This is a genomic window from Streptomyces sp. NRRL S-455 (assembly GCF_000717875.1).
Lineage (GTDB): Bacteria > Actinomycetota > Actinomycetes > Streptomycetales > Streptomycetaceae > Streptomyces.
Window position 1 is genome coordinate 101,003 of sequence record NZ_JOCT01000027.1, and the last position, 14,811, is coordinate 115,813.

The window sequence follows — 14,811 nt, forward strand, 5'->3', positions numbered from 1 at the left end:
AAGATTGCCAACCTTCGATAGGATCGTGCCATGCGGCGTGAACGAGTGGTGGTCCTGGCCCTGGACGGCGTCTACCCCTTCGAACTGGGGATCCCGAGCCGGATCCTCGGCGCGGCCGACGGCCGGTACGAGGTGCTGACCTGCTCGGTCGACGGCGGTCCGGTGCGCACCAACGCCGATTTCGGCGTCACCGTGGAGCACGGCCCCGAGGTCCTGGCCACGGCCGGCACCGTGGTGATCGCGCCCGTCGCGCCCGACCACCTCACCGACGAGGTGCCCGGCGAGGTCCTGGCCGCGCTCGCGCTCATCCGCCCCGGCACCCGGATCGTCTCCATCTGCACCGGCGCCTTCGTCCTCGCCGCCGCGGGCCTCCTCGACGGGCGCCGGGCGACCACGCACTGGCAGGTCGCAGACCGGTTCCGCCGCATGTTCCCGCGCGTCGACCTCGACCCGGACGTGCTGTTCGTCGACGACCACCCGTTCCTCACGTCCGCCGGGGCCGCCTCCGGCGTGGACATCTGCCTGCACCTCGTCCGCAAGGACCACGGCAGCCGCCTCGCCAACACCGTCGCCCGTCGCTGCGTGGTCCCGCCGTTCCGTGACGGAGGCCAGGCCCAGTACATCGAACAGCCCGTTCCCGAACAGGGTGCCGCGAGCACCGCGGCCACCCGCGCCTGGGCTCTGCAGCGCCTGGAGGAGCCGCTCACCCTGGCCGAACTCGCCGGCCACGCCCGGATGAGCCGGCGCACCTTCGCGCGGCGCTTCAGCGACGAGGTCGGTCTCAGCCCCGGCCGCTGGCTGATCCAGCAGCGCGTGGCCCGGGCCCGGCACCTGCTGGAGTCCAGCGACCTCACCGTCGACCAGATCGCGGTCCGCGTCGGCTTCGCGACCGGCGCCTCGCTGCGCCAGCACCTCGGCGCGGCGATAGGGGTGTCCCCGCAGGCGTACCGCCGCACGTTCCAGGCCACCCGCTGACCCTCGGCCCCCCAACTCCACCGGCAGTAAAGTCATTTGTCGATCTGTAGCCTTCTTCCGAAGCGTGACGGAACCCTCACCTCCGGCAGACCGGCGCGGTTGATCCTTGCCGGTCCAAACCCGATAGGGTTCCGATCGGCGCTGCGAGTTGACCCGACCGTGTCCAGTCGGCTCGCGGTGCGGTACTCATGAGTGCGGTTCACACACCCCCCCGTTCGATCGTGTTGCTTCGAAGGATGCAGATGGAACTCGCCACTCCGCCACCGGCGGCGCGGGCCCCTGTCGCCTGGTACAGCTGGTGGTTGATGCCGCTGGGCCTGGGAGGCGGGACAGTTGCCGCCACGTTCATGAGCTCGGAGCGGATCACCGCGGCCGTCGCCGGTGTCGCGGCGACGGCGGCCGGTGCCGTGTGCGTACGCCTGCTGCTGCGCACCCGCGCTCAACTCCAGCGCAATGAAGCCTCGTTCCGCACCACACAGGCCGAGCACAACCAGCAGTGGCAGCAGCACGTGGCCGGCCTGGAGCGAAAGTTCTCCGCCGATCGCGCCGGCCTGGAGTCCCAGCTCAGCGAGCAGCACGCCACGTACGAGCGGCGCCTGGCCGACCAGAGCGCCACGTACGAGTCTCAACTGGCCGACCAGTCCCGGACGTACGAGGAACGGCTGGCCGAGCAGGCCACGGCCTACGAGACCCAGCTCGCCGACCAGGCCGAGGTCTGGCAGGAGCAGCTGTCCCACCAACTCGCCGCCGTCGCACGGCTCGCGGACGAGCAACTGCCCGACGCGATGGCCAAGCTGCGTTCCGGTGAGGCCATCGACGACGTCCTGCCCACCGTCAACCAGTGCGCGAAGGTCAGTTCCGACCTCCAGGCGGAACTGCGCAAGCTGCTGCGCACCGCCCTGATCGGTCTCGAGGCGGAGTTCGACCGCTCCACCTCCGCCGAGCAGGCCGTCATCAGCATCGGCAACCGCATCCACGTCCTGACCAGCAAGCTGCGCGGCCGGCTGCACGAGATGCAGGGCGAGCACGGCCGGCTGCCGGCCGTCGCCCGTGGCCTGATGGAGCTCGACCAGGAGCTCGGCCCGGCCGACTCGCTCGCCGCGAGCATCGGCGTCCTCGGCGGGTCGGACCGGCCGGGGCGCCAGTGGCAGGAACCGCAGCGGCTGCTGAGCGTGGTGCGCGGCGGTATCGGCCGGATCAAGGACTTCCACCGAGTCCAGGTGCGCCACCTGCCCGAACTCGGCGTCGACGGCGGCCTCGTGGACCACCTCACGCTGATCTTCGCCCACCTCCTGGACAACGCGGCCCGCTACTCGCCGCCCACCGAGCCGGTACTCATCTCCGGCAAGGAGGTCCCCAACGGTGTCGGCATCGAGATCCAGGACTCGGGCAAGGGCCTGAGCGAGGAGAAGAAGCGCGAGGCCGAGCACGCGCTCGCCGGTACTGCCCCCGGCGCGGGTCTCGGCGGCATCACCGAGGACGCGAGCATCGGCCTGCGCGTCGTCGGCGCCCTCGCCCGCCGTTACGGCATCCGCGTCACCTTCGCGGACTCGCCCTGGCTCGGCACCTCCGTGGTGGTCGTGGTTCCGCACAAGTACTTCAGCCCGCTGCCCGCGCCCGCCGCCACCCCGGCCGCTCCCGCCCCGGAGCCCCGCACCGCCACGGCCGCCGCGACCCGCGAGACGGTCACCGCCCCGGCCCGCGAGACGGCCACCGTACCGGCACAGCCCGCCCGGGCCGAGGCCGTGGAGACCACACCCGGCGGACTGCCCCGGCGCCGCAGCAAGCGGAACAAGACGGACGGGTCGCGGCAGACCGAGCGGACCGACCGGAGCACCGTCTCCGCCGTCCCGCCGGACGCCTCCTTCTCCGGTCTCGCCGCCTTCGCCACCGCGGGACGCGACGCCGCGGCGGCCTCGCAGGCGGCCGACGACCGCGACACACCCGCCGGACGCGAGTCCACCGAGCACCGCACCCAAGAGAGCGACTAGTCGTCATGACGCAACAAGGAACAGATGTGAGCTGGGCGCTCCGCGATCTCGTCGAGAGCATCCAGGAGATCCGTTTCGCCCTCGTGGCCTCCAGCGACGGAAAGGCCATCACCTCCTACGGCGCCGAAGACCCCGACGACGTCGACCGCTTCGCCGCCGTGGTGGCCGGCCTGCAGGCCCTGGCCCAGCCGGTCGCCGAGCAGTTCCCCAAGTACGCGGGCCAGTTGCGCCTGGCGATGATCGAGGTCGACGGCGGACACCTCTTCGTCGTCCGCGCGGGTGTGGAGACGTACCTCGGTGTCCTCGCCAGGGAGGGCCTCGACCAGGGCCTGCTCGGGCACCAGATGCGGGACCTGGCCCGCAGGATGGGTGAGCTTCTCGGCACCACTCCGCGCCTGGAGGAGCACTCTGGATGAGTGCTCCCCGCAGACCGTCGGACCCGTCCGGTCTCGAGCGCTACTACGTCCTGACCGGAGGGCGCAGCGGACCGGGCGGTGCGGCGTCGAGCCTTGACGTGGCGACCCTCGTCGTCGCCTGCGCCGCCCCGTTACCGGGGATGCAGCACGAGCACGAGGAGATCCTCAGGCGTTGCCGCGATCCACTGTCGGTCGCCGAGCTCGGCGCTCACCTCGGGCTGCCGTTCAACATTCTCGCGGTGCTGCTGTCGGACCTGCTGGACGCAGGTCGCGTCGAAGCCCGTAACCCCATCCCGGCACACGACGCCGGCCGCGGGCCCGACCTCGCGCTCCTTGAGGAGGTACTCAGTGGACTTGAAAGGCTTTGACCAACCCGGAGGGCCGGCGGCCGGGGACACCCGCTCGGTGAAGGTGATGATCGCCGGCGGCTTCGGCACCGGGAAGACCACCATGGTCCGGTCGGTCAGCGACATCAAGCCGCTCACCACCGAGGAGACGCTCACCCAGGCCAGCGTGGACGTCGACCACCTCATCGGTGTCGCCGACAAGACGCAGACCACCGTCAGCCTCGACTTCGGCAAGATCGGCATCAACGAGAGCCTGGTGCTGTACCTGTTCGGCACACCGGGCCAGGAGCGGTTCTGGTTCCTGTGGAACGGGCTGTTCAAGGGGGCGCTCGGCGCGATCGTCCTGGTGGACACCCGCCGCCTGGAGTCCAGTTTCCGGGCCATCGAGGAGATGGAGCGCCAGCAGGTCCCCTTCGTCGTCGCCCTGAACGTCTTCCCCGACTCGAAGAACTACCCCGTCGAGGAGATCCGGGACGCCCTGGACATCCCCGGCCACACTCCCGTCGTGGCCTTCGACGCCCGCGACCGGGCCTCCAGCCGTGACGTCCTCGTCGCCCTGATCCACCACCTGAAGGAACGCTCGGCCGTGGCCCTGGAGCAGCCCCGATGAACGATCAGACCGCCCCGCGCGGTTGCCCCGTCGCGCACCACGCCGCCGAACCGACCCGGCTCTACGGCCCGGAAGCCGCTACCGACCCGGCGGCCATCTACGAGCGGCTGCGCAAGGAACACGGCTCGGTCGCTCCCGTCCTCCTGGAGGGCGACGTGCCGGCCTGGCTGGTCCTCGGCTACCGCGACAACCGGCGGGTGCTCGACAATCCCCGCCAGTTCAGCCGGGACGCCCGCATCTGGCGGGACTGGGCGGAGGGGCGCGTCGAGGAGACCTCGCCGCTGATCCCGATGCTCGGCTGGCGGCCCGACTGCGTCTCCCAGGACGGCGAGCCGCACCGCAGGCTGCGGACCGCCGTCACCGACGGACTGCAGGCCGCGGCGACCCGGGGCATCCGGCGCCACGCGACCCACTTCGCGAACAAGCAGATCGACGCCTTCGCGGACACCGGACGCGCCGACCTCGTGAACGACTACGCCGAGTACCTGCCGATGCTCGTCCTCTCCCGCATCCTCGGGCTCCCCGAGACGGAGGGGCGCGACCTGGTCGAGTCGTGCGCCCAGGTCCTGAAGGGTGGTGAGGACGCCCTCGCGCACAACGACCGCATCATGACGATCCTCAGCGCACTGGCCGAGCGCAAGCGGTCCGAACCCGGCGGCGACTTCACCACCACCCTGCTGGGGCACGCGGCCGGCCTGGACGAGGACGAGGTGGTCAGCCATCTGCGCCTGGTACTGATCGCCGCGCACACCACGACCAGCAATCTGCTGGCCCGGGTCCTGCAGCTGGTCCTCACCGACACTGCGCGGCTCTCCGGGCTGATAAGCGGCCAGCTGAACATCTCGGCGGTGGTGGAGGAGGTCATGTGGAACAGCCCTCCGCTGGCCGTACTGCCGGGCCGGTTCGCCGCCGGCGACCTGGAACTCGGAGGTCACCAGATCCAGGAGGGCGACCTGCTGGTGCTGGGCCTCGCGGCGGGCAACGTCGACCCCGACATCCGCCCGGACACCGACGTCTCGGTCCAGGGCAACCAGGCCCACCTCGCCTTCAGCTCCGGACCGCACGAGTGCCCCGGGCAGGGCATCGGCCAGTCCATCATCGAGATCGCCGTGGACGTCCTGCTGCACCGCCTGCCGGGGCTGACCCTGGCCGTGCCGCCGGAGGAACTCACCTCGACCGCCTCCACGTGGGAGTCCAGGCTGGACAGCCTGCCGGTCGAGTTCCCCGTATAGCCGTACAGTGCTGGTGCCCGGCCCGACCCGGCCGGGCACCACCGTCGCGCATCGCGTCACACGGTCAGCAGGTCATCGACCGAGCCCCGCCCGGACAACTCGGCCGTGGCCACGGCGCCCTCCTTGGCAGCCGCGTAGCGGCCCGTGGTCAGCGCCCACTCGTAATTGCCGTTGATCCAGTGCTGGATGGCCTCCACTCCCATGCGCACCCCTTCCCGCTGAGCCTCGTCCAGCCGCAGTTCATCGCACATCCGCGGGACGCGCTCCTGGAGTTCGAGGTACTCGTCGAGGCACTTGACGGTCATCCGGTACGCCTCGTCGGTGGCCTGCTGCCATGAGCAGCCGCGCTCGCGGCGCAGCACGGCGATGAGGTTGTGGCCGTCACCGCGGCGCTTCTCCCGCTCGAAGGAGTGGATGTCGTTCATGAACCCGATGGTGTCCGCGGCCAGGTCGCGCATCCGCTCCATCACCGGATGCGCCATCGCCTGAGCGGGCACCTCGAAACCGCGGCTGCGCTCACCCGCGTCGATGCTGTGGTGGATGCCGACCGTACGACGCCGGAACCCGGTGTACTCGTCGAGCCCCAGCGTGCCCTCCAGCCCGCGGGCGGCCAGGTCGACCTCCTCGCAGTGCGCGACCAGGAACCGCCCCCAGGAGGCCGCGAACCGCGTCTGCCATGTCAGTGACATTCCCTGCGAGAGATGGTTCCAGACCTCCGCCCAGGCGAGGGTTATCGGACACACCACACGGGGAGGGCTTCCGGCCGGCCGCAGGGGAGTGACGATCAGCTCCCGCGCGACCTCCGCTATCCGGTCGGCCCGGTCGGGGCGGCCGGCGTCGAACTGGTCGTCGAAGAGGAAGGCCAGGGAGAACCAGTTCATCAGGACGACCATGTCGTCCGCCGACGCGTGGGGGTACGTGCGGGCAGCGGCCTGCGGCAGGTCCCAGGACTTGTACTCCTCGAAGCCCTCGCGGCTGTGGACCAGACGCATCTCCCACACCCAGCGCAGATGCCGGGCCCGGGCGTACTCCAGATGCTCGCTGACGGGGGTGTCGAAGGGGAGGTCGAACCGGACGTCCTGAGGCATGGGCTTCCTTTCGGGAGACGGACCGCAGAGCCCCCCAACCCCTGCGAACGGACGGCGTCAGAACCGCCCGCACAGTCGAACTCGACTTCGCGGTCCGAACGTTGAACCGAGAAGCGGTACGAGACTGCCCAAGGCGTTAATGAGCCATTCCGTGACACGGTCGTGATCTCCGTTACTGCGGAAAGCGCTTGAGGTGCGTACACTCCCTCCTCCCTCGACCGGCGTCCCGCGTCCACCGCGCCTCAGCAGCCTCGGAGGGCCGAGGAGCTGGACGGCCGCGAACTCGTGTGTGACGGACGGTGGTTGACGGCCGACTGAATTCGCCGGGCCGGGATATCCGCAAGGTACAGGGCCGCGGGGCACGACCGCCCCGCGGCCGGGATCCTGCGGAGGAGACATGGCCCTGGTGAATGCGGGTGTCCTGGTGCTCGACTGTGCCGAGCCCGAGAAGCTCGCCGTGTTCTACAAGGAACTGCTGGAGGGGGAGGAGGCGGACGCGACCGCCAACCGGGTGGAGATCCGGAGCGCCGACGGTTTCCGCATCGCACTGCGCCGGGACGTCAACGCGACCCCGCCCAGCTGGCCCCGCCCCGAGAACTCGCTCCAGGCGCACCTGGAGTTCGTGGTGGACGACCTCGACGCGGTGGAACGCCGGGTCATCAGCCTCGGCGGACGGCCCCTGGAGGCCAAGGAGGCCTCGGGCCCACTGGAGGAGCGCGGATACGCCGACCCGGCCGGCCACTCCTTCACCCTGCGCCGCACCCCGCCCACCGCGCCCAAGCAGGGCTGACAGCGGCGACTGCGGCCGGCGATCCACGCCCAGGACCGCGAGACCGCACAGGTTCTCCGGGACGGTCTTCCCGCTGGGCCGTGTCCGCGAAGTCCCGCCTGCCCCGCGACGCCCGGCACGCCGAGAGCACGCACCGGACGCCGCGGGGCCCGCCCTCCGGGCGGACGACGGGACTTTACGGACACGACCTGGCACGGGCGGCCTCGCGGCCGGGTCGGGACACGGTTCCGCCCCGCCGCACGGGCGGGGCGGAACCGGGCGGCTGTCAGTCGCGGCCGCCCTTCTCACTGGTCGGCCACGTGCCGGTCGAGCGCTCGATGGCGGTCGCGCCCGCGCGGTCCACGGCGCTGCGCACCACGGCGAAGATGGCGCCCTGGACCGCGGCGGCCAGCAGCACCTCGCCCCAGCCGCGGTCCCGGTCCAGCGCGTCGGGCGCGTCCTCTTCGTGCCGGATCGCCATCCACGTCTTGCGGAAGGCGAGCCCGGCCAGCCAGCCGCTCGACCAGCCGAGCACGAATCCGAGGGGCTGGTAGGCGATGGGGAGTTTCTTCTTCTTGGCCACGTGGATCTCCTAGGTCGGTGAGAGGGGTGTCTCGCAGTGGTCAGGGTGTGCCCGCGGTCCGGACCCGCTCCTCGGGGCGGACCGGCCCCGGCGGTGTGCCGTCGCCGAACGGCCGGCCGCCCAGCTCCTCGCGGTGGTGCGGGGTCAGCCAGCCGGACAGGTCCGGGCCCAGGGGCACGATGCGGGTCGGGTTGATGCCCGTGTGCACCTGGTAGTAGTGGCGCTTGATGTGATCGAAGTCGACGGTGTCGCCGAAGCCGGGCGTCTGGTACAGGTCACGTATGTAGCCCCACAGCACCCGGTTCTCCGTCAGTTTCCAGCGATTGCACTTGAAGTGACCGTGATAGACCGCGTCGAAGCGGACCAGCGTGGTGAACAGCCGGATGTCCGCCTCGGTGATGGTGTCGCCGACGAGGTACCGCTGCCGTTCCAGCCGCTCCGTGAGCAGCTCGAGCCGCCGGAACACGCCCGCGCAGGCGGCCTCGTACTCCTCCTGCCCGGTGGCGAAGCCCGCCCGGTACACGCCGTTGTTGACGTCCTCGTAGACGTCCGCCATCACCTCGTCGATCTCGTCCCGGTGCTCGTGCGGGTACAGGTCGGGCGCGCCGTCCCGGTGCAGAGCCGTCCACTCGGTCGCCAGATCGAGCGTGAGCTGCTGGTAGTCGTTGGTGACCAGCTGCCCGCTGGGCACGTCCACGATCGCCGGGACGCTGACACCGCCGGGGTAGTCCTGCTCCCGCCGGTCGTATGCCTCGCTCAGATAGCGGATGCCGAGCACCGGGTCGCGGTCGTCCTGGTCCAGGGTGAAACGCCAGCTGCGGTCGTCCTGGATCGGATCGGCGACGGCCAGGGACAGCACGTCCTCCAGGCCGAGCAGCCGCCGGGAGACCAGCGACCGGCTCGCCCATGGGCAGGCACGGCTGACGACCAGACGGTAGCGGCCGGCCTCCACCGGCCAGCCGTCCCGGCCGTCCGCCGTGATCCGGTCCGTGAAATGCGCCTTGGACCGTTTGAACGCCCTCCTTCCGTAGGCGCTGTTGCCGTCGTCGCCGTCGTCGCGGCTCATGGGTGTGACCTCCTTGCCGTACGTGTGCCCTGGTGAACGCGTTCCCCGTTTTCCGCGGACGGCACGGTGTGAGCACCGCCGACCGGGGCAATCGGCGTGGGTGACTGAAGAAGGAAGTGATCGGAGGACACGCGTCACCGTGCTGGTGGCGCTCGCGGCCAATCTGGTGATCGCGGCCGCCAAGGCCGTAGGCGGCCTGGCCGCGGGATCACCCGCACTGCTGTCGGAAGCGGCCCATTCGGTGGCCGACAGCCTGAACGAGGTGTTCCTGCTGGCGGCGCTGCGCCGTAGCCGTCGCCCGGCCGACCGGCGTCACCCGTTCGGTTACGGCAAGGAGCGGTTCTTCTGGTCGCTCCTGGCGGCCGTCGGGATTTTCGTCATGGGAGGCTGTTTCTCCTTCTTCCAGGGCTTCGAAGCCCTGGCGAGCGGAGCGGAGGAGGATCTCGGCGGCTATGTGGCCGGACTGATCGTGCTCGGCATCGCCCTCCTCGCGGAGGGCGGTTCGTTGTTGCGGGCGCTGTACCAGGTCCGCCGGCAGGGCGGCACGGGTGCCGGACTGCGTGATCCGGCCCTGCGCACGGTCGTCGCCGAGGACGGTACGGCGGTGCTCGGCGTCTCGCTGGCCATCGTGGGCATGGCGCTGCACATGGTCACCGGCCAGGTGGTGTGGGAGGCGGCGGCCTCCCTGGCGATCGGTGCGCTGCTGGTCTACGTCGCGTACCGGCTGGGCGCTGAGGCACGTGACCAGCTGATCGGTGAGGCGGCCGACCCGGAGGCGAGCGGGCGGATCCGGTCGCTGCTGCGGGCGCAGCCGGAGATCGACAGCGTGGAGGCGTTGTTCACGATGAAGACGGGGCTCGACACGGCCCTCGTGGCCGCTCGCGTCGACTTGGTGCCCGGCCTGGACAGCGAACGTGTCGAGGAGGTCGCCGTCCGCATCAAGCGCTCCATCGCCCTGACGGTCCCCGAGGCCGACCAGATCTTCCTCGACGTCACCGACCGCCCCGCGCGCGAGGCAGCGGAAAGCCCCGCCGCGACGGGGGAGCGCGGCGGGGCCTGACTCTCGCGTGCCCCGCCGTGGACGGTTCATGCACACGGAGGAACAGAATTCTTGGCCGACTGCCCGAACCGGGCAGTCGGCCGCGGTGCGTCACCCGCCCTCGGTCGGCTCCAGGACGAACACCGGGATCTCCCGGTCCGTCTTCGTCTGGTAGTCGGCGTACGCCGGGTACGCCGCGACGGCACGCTCCCACCACTCGGCCTTCTCCTGACCCGTGACCTCACGGGCGGTCATGTCCTGTTTGACCGGGCCGTCCTGGAGCTCCACACGCGGGTCGGCCTTGAGGTTGAAATACCAGACGGGGTGCTGGGGCGCGCCGCCGAGGGAGGCGACCGCGGCGTAACGCCCTTCGTGTTCCACCCGCATCACCGGTGTCTTGCGCAGCTTGCCGCTCCTGGCACCCCGCGAGGTGAGGATCACCACCGGCATCTTCGAGCCCTGGAGGGTCGTCCCCTCGGTACCGCCGGAACTCTCGTACAGTTCCACCTGCCGGCGCACCCACTGCGTCGGGCTGGGCTCGTACTCGCCCTCGAGAGGCATGGCATCGGTCCCATCGTCGTGTCGACAACTGACTGGCACACGACTTCAACACTGGTGCACCCGGGAATCATCCGCCCGCCGACGAGTCCCGGCCGGTCACGCGCCTCACCCGGGCGCCACCGCCATCCGCACGGCCAGGATTGTCATCACCCCGCTCGCCGCCAGTGCCGTCGCCAGCCGTCCTCGATGACCGGTCAGCGCACGGCCCAGCAGCGCACCGCTCCCGGCGAGCAGCACCTGCCAGCTCGCGGACGCGGCGAACGCGGCCAGGACGAACACCCCCTGTTCCAGGGCCCCGGCCGGATCCGTGGCCCGGGAACCGAGGACGAGCGCCGCGAAGTAGATCACGGTGGTGGGGTTGAGCAGCGTGATGCCGAGCAGCCCCAGATAGGCCCGGGCCGGGCCCGGGGGAGCGGGGGCCGTGCGCGTGGCGAGCCGGTGGCCCCGGTACTCGCGCACCGCGCCGATCGCACCCCACGCCGCCAGCGCGAGCAGCACCAGCACACAGACCCAGCGCAGCGGCCCGAGCACCGGCCGCAGCGCGCCGGCCAGGGCCGTCCCCCCGAGCGTGGCGGCGAGGGCGTACAGCCCGTCGGCGGTGGCGACGCCGAGCGCCGCGCAGACACCGGTGCGCAGGGACGTGCGGGCGGTGAGGGAGACGAGGTAGGTCCCGACCGCGCCGACCGGGACGGCGATGCCGTATCCGGCGAGCAGCCCCGCGACGAGCGCGGCCGTCATGGCCGTGGCGGCGTCGGCCCTCCACGGCGGCCGGATTGCTGCTGTCGGCGCGCGGTGGGAGCGGCGACGGACAGCGGCAGGAAGGTATCGAACGCGGTCATGGCTGGATCCTGGGGCCCGCCCGTCGCCCGGGCAACCGGTTTTCGATCCCGCTCGAACAGAGGGGCGGCATTCCTCGGCCAAGTTGCGTACGACACCGGACTGGCCGAACTTCGCGTCCCCCTATAGGTGCCTGGGGCATCTAATGATGACCGGTACGACGCACCCATCGTCTGCGAGGTCTCCATGACGGACACGACCGCACCCGTGGCCTTCCCCCAGAGCCGGACCTGCCCCTACCACCCGCCCGCCGCCTACGAGCCGCTGCGCACCGCACGCCCCCTGACCCGTATCACCCTCTTCGACGGCCGCGAGGCCTGGCTGGTCAGCGGGCACGCCACCGCCCGCGCGCTGCTCGCCGACCCGCGCCTGTCCACCAACCGTGACCGCCCCGGCTTCCCCGTCCCCACCGCGCGCTTCGCCGGGATCCGCAACCGCAGGACGGCCCTGCTGGGGGTCGACGACCCCGAGCACCGAGACCAGCGGCGCATGGTGGTCGGGGACTTCACCCTCAAGCGGGCCGCCGAACTCCGGCCCCGCATCCAGCAGATCGTGGACGAACGACTCGACGCGATGATCGCCCGGGGCGCGCCCGCCGACCTGGTGAGCGCCTTCGCGCTGCCCGTGCCGTCCATGGTGATCTGCGCCCTGCTCGGCGTCCCGTACGCCGACCACGACTTCTTCGAGACCCAGTCACGGCGGCTGCTGCGCGGCCCGGAGGCCGCCGACGTGATGGACGCCCGGGACCGGCTGGAGGAGTACTTCGGCGAACTGGTCGACCGCAAGCGGAAGAACCCCGGCACCGGTCTGCTGGATGATCTGGTCCAGCGGCAGCTGAGCGACGGCGCACTCGACCGCGAGGGGCTGATCGCCCTGGCGCTCATCTTGCTGGTCGCGGGCCATGAGACGACCGCCAACATGATCTCGCTCGGCACCTTCACCCTGCTCCGGCACCCCGAGCGGCTCGCCGAGCTGCACGCCGACCCGCGGCTGCTGCCGGCCGCGGTCGAGGAGCTGATGCGGATGCTGTCGATCGCGGACGGCCTGCTCCGCCTCGCCGTCGAGGACATCGAGGTGGCCGGGACGACGATCCGCAAGGGTGACGGCGTGGTGTTCGCGACGTCCGTCATCAACCGCGACGAGACGGTCTACCCCGATCCGGACACCCTCGACTTCAACCGCTCGGCCCGGCATCACGTCGCGTTCGGCTTCGGCATTCACCAGTGCCTCGGCCAGAACCTCGCCCGCGCCGAGCTGGAGATCGCCCTGGGGACCCTCTTCGGCCGTCTGCCCACCCTGCGCCTGGCCGCGGCGGCCGAGGAGATTCCCTTCAAGCCGGGCGACACGATCCAGGGGATGCTGGAACTCCCCGTGACTTGGTAAGAGGCTTCCCCTCATGCACATCGACATCGACAAGGACGTCTGCATCGGTGCGGGCCAGTGCGCCCTGACCGCCCCGGACGTGTTCACCCAGGACGACGACGGCATCAGCGCCCTGCTGCCCGGCCAGGAGGACGGCGGCGGCAGCCCGCTGGTGCGGGAGGCGGCCCGCGCCTGCCCGGTGAGCGCCATCACCGTGTCGGAGACGGTGAGCTGAGACGACGACCCGTCAGGCGGACCTGGAGTGCGCCGGGTTTTCGTCCGGCGGGCCGGAAGGAGTCGCTAGGGTTTCCGGGATGACCGAACAGGCCGCCCGGAAACCCTTCCTCTACGTCGTCGTGTGCGCCGCCGGTGTCGCCGCGGACGTCAGCAAACTGATCACCGCCGCGCAGGAGCGGGACTGGGAGGTCGGAGTCATCGCGACGCCCGTCGCCATGAACGGCTTCTTCGACACCGCGGCCGTCGAAGCACAGACCGGACGGCCGATCCGGTCCGCCTGGCGCACCCCGGGCGAGCCGCGCCCGTTCCCCGCGCCCGACGCGGTGGTCGTCGCTCCCGCCACTTTCAACACCCTCAACAAATGGGCCGCCGGCATCGCTGACACCCTCGCCCTGGGCACCCTCTGCGAGGCGGCGGGCCTCGGCGTGCCGATCGCCGCCCTGCCGTGCGTGGCCGACCCGCTGGCCGCCCACCCCGCCTACCGGGACGGCCTCGAACGGCTGCGGGGGATGGGCGTGCGGTTCGGGGAGCCGTACGCGGGGGAGCCGGGACAGGACGGCGGGAGACCGGAGTTCGGCTGGGAACGGGCGCTGGACCTGCTCGGCCGCGGCTGAGTTCGAGCGCACACGAACACGTACGCTGCCACTGGCAACCCTCCCGAAGGCAGGAGCAGCAACGATGCAGTACGTGAAGCTCGGTTCGACGGGCCTGGACGTCTCGCGGATCTGTCTGGGATGCATGACCTACGGCCTGCCGGACCGGGGCCGGCACGAGTGGACGCTCGACGAGGAGGCCTCACGCCCGCTGATCCGCCAGGCGGTCGAATCGGGCATCAACTTCTTCGACACGGCCAACGTCTACTCCGACGGCACCAGCGAGGAGATCGTCGGCCGGGCCCTGCGCGATTTCGCGCGCCGCGACGAGATCGTGCTCGCGACGAAGGTGCACGGCCGGATGCGCCCCGGGCCGAACGGCGGCGGACTGTCCCGCAAGGCGATCATGACCGAGCTCGACCAGAGCCTGAGCCGCCTCGGCACCGACTACGTCGACCTCTACCAGATCCACCGCTTCGACCCGCACACTCCCGTCGAGGAGACGATGGAGGCCCTGCACGACGTCGTCAAGGCGGGCAAGGCCCGCTACATCGGGGCGAGTTCGATGTACGCCTGGCAGTTCTCCAAGATGCAGTACACCGCTCGGCTGAACGGCTGGACGCGCTTCGTGTCGATGCAGAACCACTACAACCTCCTCTACCGCGAGGAGGAGCGCGAGATGCTGCCCCTCTGCGCGGACCAGGGTGTCGGCACCCTGCCCTGGAGCCCGCTCGCCCGAGGCCGCCTCACCCGCGACTGGGACACCACGACCGAGCGCAGCGCCACCGACACGTTCGGCAGCAACCTCTACCAGGAGGGTGACCGCACCATCGTCGAGGCGGTCACCCGCATCGCCGAGGCCCGCGGAGTACCTCGGGCCCAGGTCGCCCTCGCGTGGCTGCTCCGCCAGGACACGGTGACGGCACCGATCGTCGGCGCCTCCAAGCCACGGCATCTGGAGGACGCGGTGGCCGCCGTGGATCTGGAGCTCAGCGACAAGGAGATCGAGGAGTTGGAGCGCCCCTACACCGCACATCCGATCGCCGGTCACTGAAGCGGACCCCAAGGAAGGGGCGTGGGGAACCGCGCGAACAGCCACGACGGC

Annotated in this window: 17 protein-coding genes; 12 read left to right on the forward strand and 5 right to left on the reverse strand. The window is 71.0% G+C overall.

Translation table 11 applies throughout. The features are described 5' to 3' along the window. Positions 1–30 precede the first annotated feature (30 nt). The 6 genes from IE97_RS0130690 (at position 31) to IE97_RS0130715 (ending at position 5,571) form a co-directional block, all read left to right on the forward strand. The gene (locus IE97_RS0130690; protein WP_030247622.1) at positions 31–975 is read left to right on the forward strand and encodes a GlxA family transcriptional regulator; all 945 of its coding nucleotides are present in this window, start codon (positions 31–33) and stop codon (positions 973–975) included. A 242-nt stretch (positions 976–1,217) separates the two neighbouring features. Then, positions 1,218–2,966, forward strand: a complete 1,749-nt coding sequence (locus IE97_RS0130695; protein ID WP_030247624.1) for an ATP-binding protein — start codon at positions 1,218–1,220, stop codon at positions 2,964–2,966. 5 nt (positions 2,967–2,971) lie between these two features. Further along, positions 2,972–3,382 (forward strand): roadblock/LC7 domain-containing protein, encoded by a 411-nt coding sequence (locus tag IE97_RS0130700; protein WP_003994857.1) that lies wholly within the window; start codon positions 2,972–2,974, stop codon positions 3,380–3,382. Next, positions 3,379–3,750, forward strand: a complete 372-nt coding sequence (locus IE97_RS0130705; RefSeq protein ID WP_030247635.1) for a DUF742 domain-containing protein — start codon at positions 3,379–3,381, stop codon at positions 3,748–3,750. The genes IE97_RS0130700 and IE97_RS0130705 overlap by 4 nt, the downstream gene beginning before the upstream one ends. After that, positions 3,731–4,339 (forward strand): GTP-binding protein, encoded by a 609-nt coding sequence (locus tag IE97_RS0130710; protein WP_030247637.1) that lies wholly within the window; start codon positions 3,731–3,733, stop codon positions 4,337–4,339. The genes IE97_RS0130705 and IE97_RS0130710 overlap by 20 nt, the downstream gene beginning before the upstream one ends. Continuing rightward, positions 4,336–5,571 (forward strand): cytochrome P450, encoded by a 1,236-nt coding sequence (locus IE97_RS0130715; RefSeq protein WP_030247639.1) that lies wholly within the window; start codon positions 4,336–4,338, stop codon positions 5,569–5,571. Before IE97_RS0130710 ends, IE97_RS0130715 begins: the two co-directional genes overlap by 4 nt. 56 nt (positions 5,572–5,627) lie before the next feature. On the opposite strand, the gene IE97_RS0130720 is transcribed toward IE97_RS0130715, so the two are convergent. Continuing rightward, on the reverse strand, positions 5,628–6,659 hold the full coding sequence (locus tag IE97_RS0130720; protein WP_030247642.1) for a 7-epi-alpha-eudesmol synthase: 1,032 nt from the start codon (positions 6,657–6,659) through the stop codon (positions 5,628–5,630). Between the two features lie 397 nt (positions 6,660–7,056). On the opposite strand from IE97_RS0130720, the gene IE97_RS0130725 reads away from it, so the two are divergent. Further along, positions 7,057–7,449: a VOC family protein gene (locus IE97_RS0130725; RefSeq protein WP_030247644.1), complete on the forward strand. Its 393-nt coding sequence runs from the start codon at positions 7,057–7,059 to the stop codon at positions 7,447–7,449. A 265-nt stretch (positions 7,450–7,714) separates the two neighbouring features. On the opposite strand, the gene IE97_RS0130730 is transcribed toward IE97_RS0130725, so the two are convergent. After that, the gene (locus tag IE97_RS0130730) at positions 7,715–8,011 is read right to left on the reverse strand and encodes a DUF4235 domain-containing protein (RefSeq protein ID WP_030247645.1); all 297 of its coding nucleotides are present in this window, start codon (positions 8,009–8,011) and stop codon (positions 7,715–7,717) included. Between the two features lie 40 nt (positions 8,012–8,051). Further along, the gene (locus IE97_RS0130735; protein WP_030247647.1) at positions 8,052–9,077 is read right to left on the reverse strand and encodes a glutathione S-transferase family protein; all 1,026 of its coding nucleotides are present in this window, start codon (positions 9,075–9,077) and stop codon (positions 8,052–8,054) included. Between the two features lie 139 nt (positions 9,078–9,216). Between IE97_RS0130735 and IE97_RS0130740 the strand changes: the two genes are divergently transcribed. Continuing rightward, positions 9,217–10,137, forward strand: a complete 921-nt coding sequence (locus IE97_RS0130740) for a cation diffusion facilitator family transporter (protein WP_030247649.1) — start codon at positions 9,217–9,219, stop codon at positions 10,135–10,137. A gap of 90 nt (positions 10,138–10,227) precedes the next feature. Here the strand turns inward: IE97_RS0130740 and IE97_RS0130745 are convergent, their stop codons facing one another. Both IE97_RS0130745 and IE97_RS0130750 read right to left on the reverse strand, forming a co-directional pair. Continuing rightward, a complete protein-coding gene (locus IE97_RS0130745) occupies positions 10,228–10,677 on the reverse strand; it encodes a nitroreductase family deazaflavin-dependent oxidoreductase (RefSeq protein WP_030247652.1) in 450 nt (149 codons plus the stop codon). A 105-nt stretch (positions 10,678–10,782) separates the two neighbouring features. Beyond that, positions 10,783–11,415 (reverse strand): LysE family transporter, encoded by a 633-nt coding sequence (locus tag IE97_RS0130750; RefSeq protein ID WP_030247654.1) that lies wholly within the window; start codon positions 11,413–11,415, stop codon positions 10,783–10,785. Between the two features lie 285 nt (positions 11,416–11,700). Between IE97_RS0130750 and IE97_RS0130755 the strand changes: the two genes are divergently transcribed. The 4 genes from IE97_RS0130755 to IE97_RS0130770 all read left to right on the forward strand — a co-directional run bounded on the left by IE97_RS0130755 (position 11,701) and on the right by IE97_RS0130770 (position 14,760). Beyond that, on the forward strand, positions 11,701–12,897 hold the full coding sequence (locus IE97_RS0130755) for a cytochrome P450 (protein WP_030247656.1): 1,197 nt from the start codon (positions 11,701–11,703) through the stop codon (positions 12,895–12,897). Between the two features lie 13 nt (positions 12,898–12,910). Beyond that, on the forward strand, positions 12,911–13,111 hold the full coding sequence (locus tag IE97_RS0130760; RefSeq protein ID WP_030247659.1) for a ferredoxin: 201 nt from the start codon (positions 12,911–12,913) through the stop codon (positions 13,109–13,111). Positions 13,112–13,190: 79 nt separating this feature from the next. Beyond that, a complete protein-coding gene (locus IE97_RS0130765; protein ID WP_030247661.1) occupies positions 13,191–13,727 on the forward strand; it encodes a flavoprotein in 537 nt (178 codons plus the stop codon). Positions 13,728–13,791: 64 nt separating this feature from the next. Continuing rightward, positions 13,792–14,760 (forward strand): aldo/keto reductase, encoded by a 969-nt coding sequence (locus IE97_RS0130770; RefSeq protein ID WP_030247663.1) that lies wholly within the window; start codon positions 13,792–13,794, stop codon positions 14,758–14,760. Positions 14,761–14,811 lie beyond the last annotated feature (51 nt).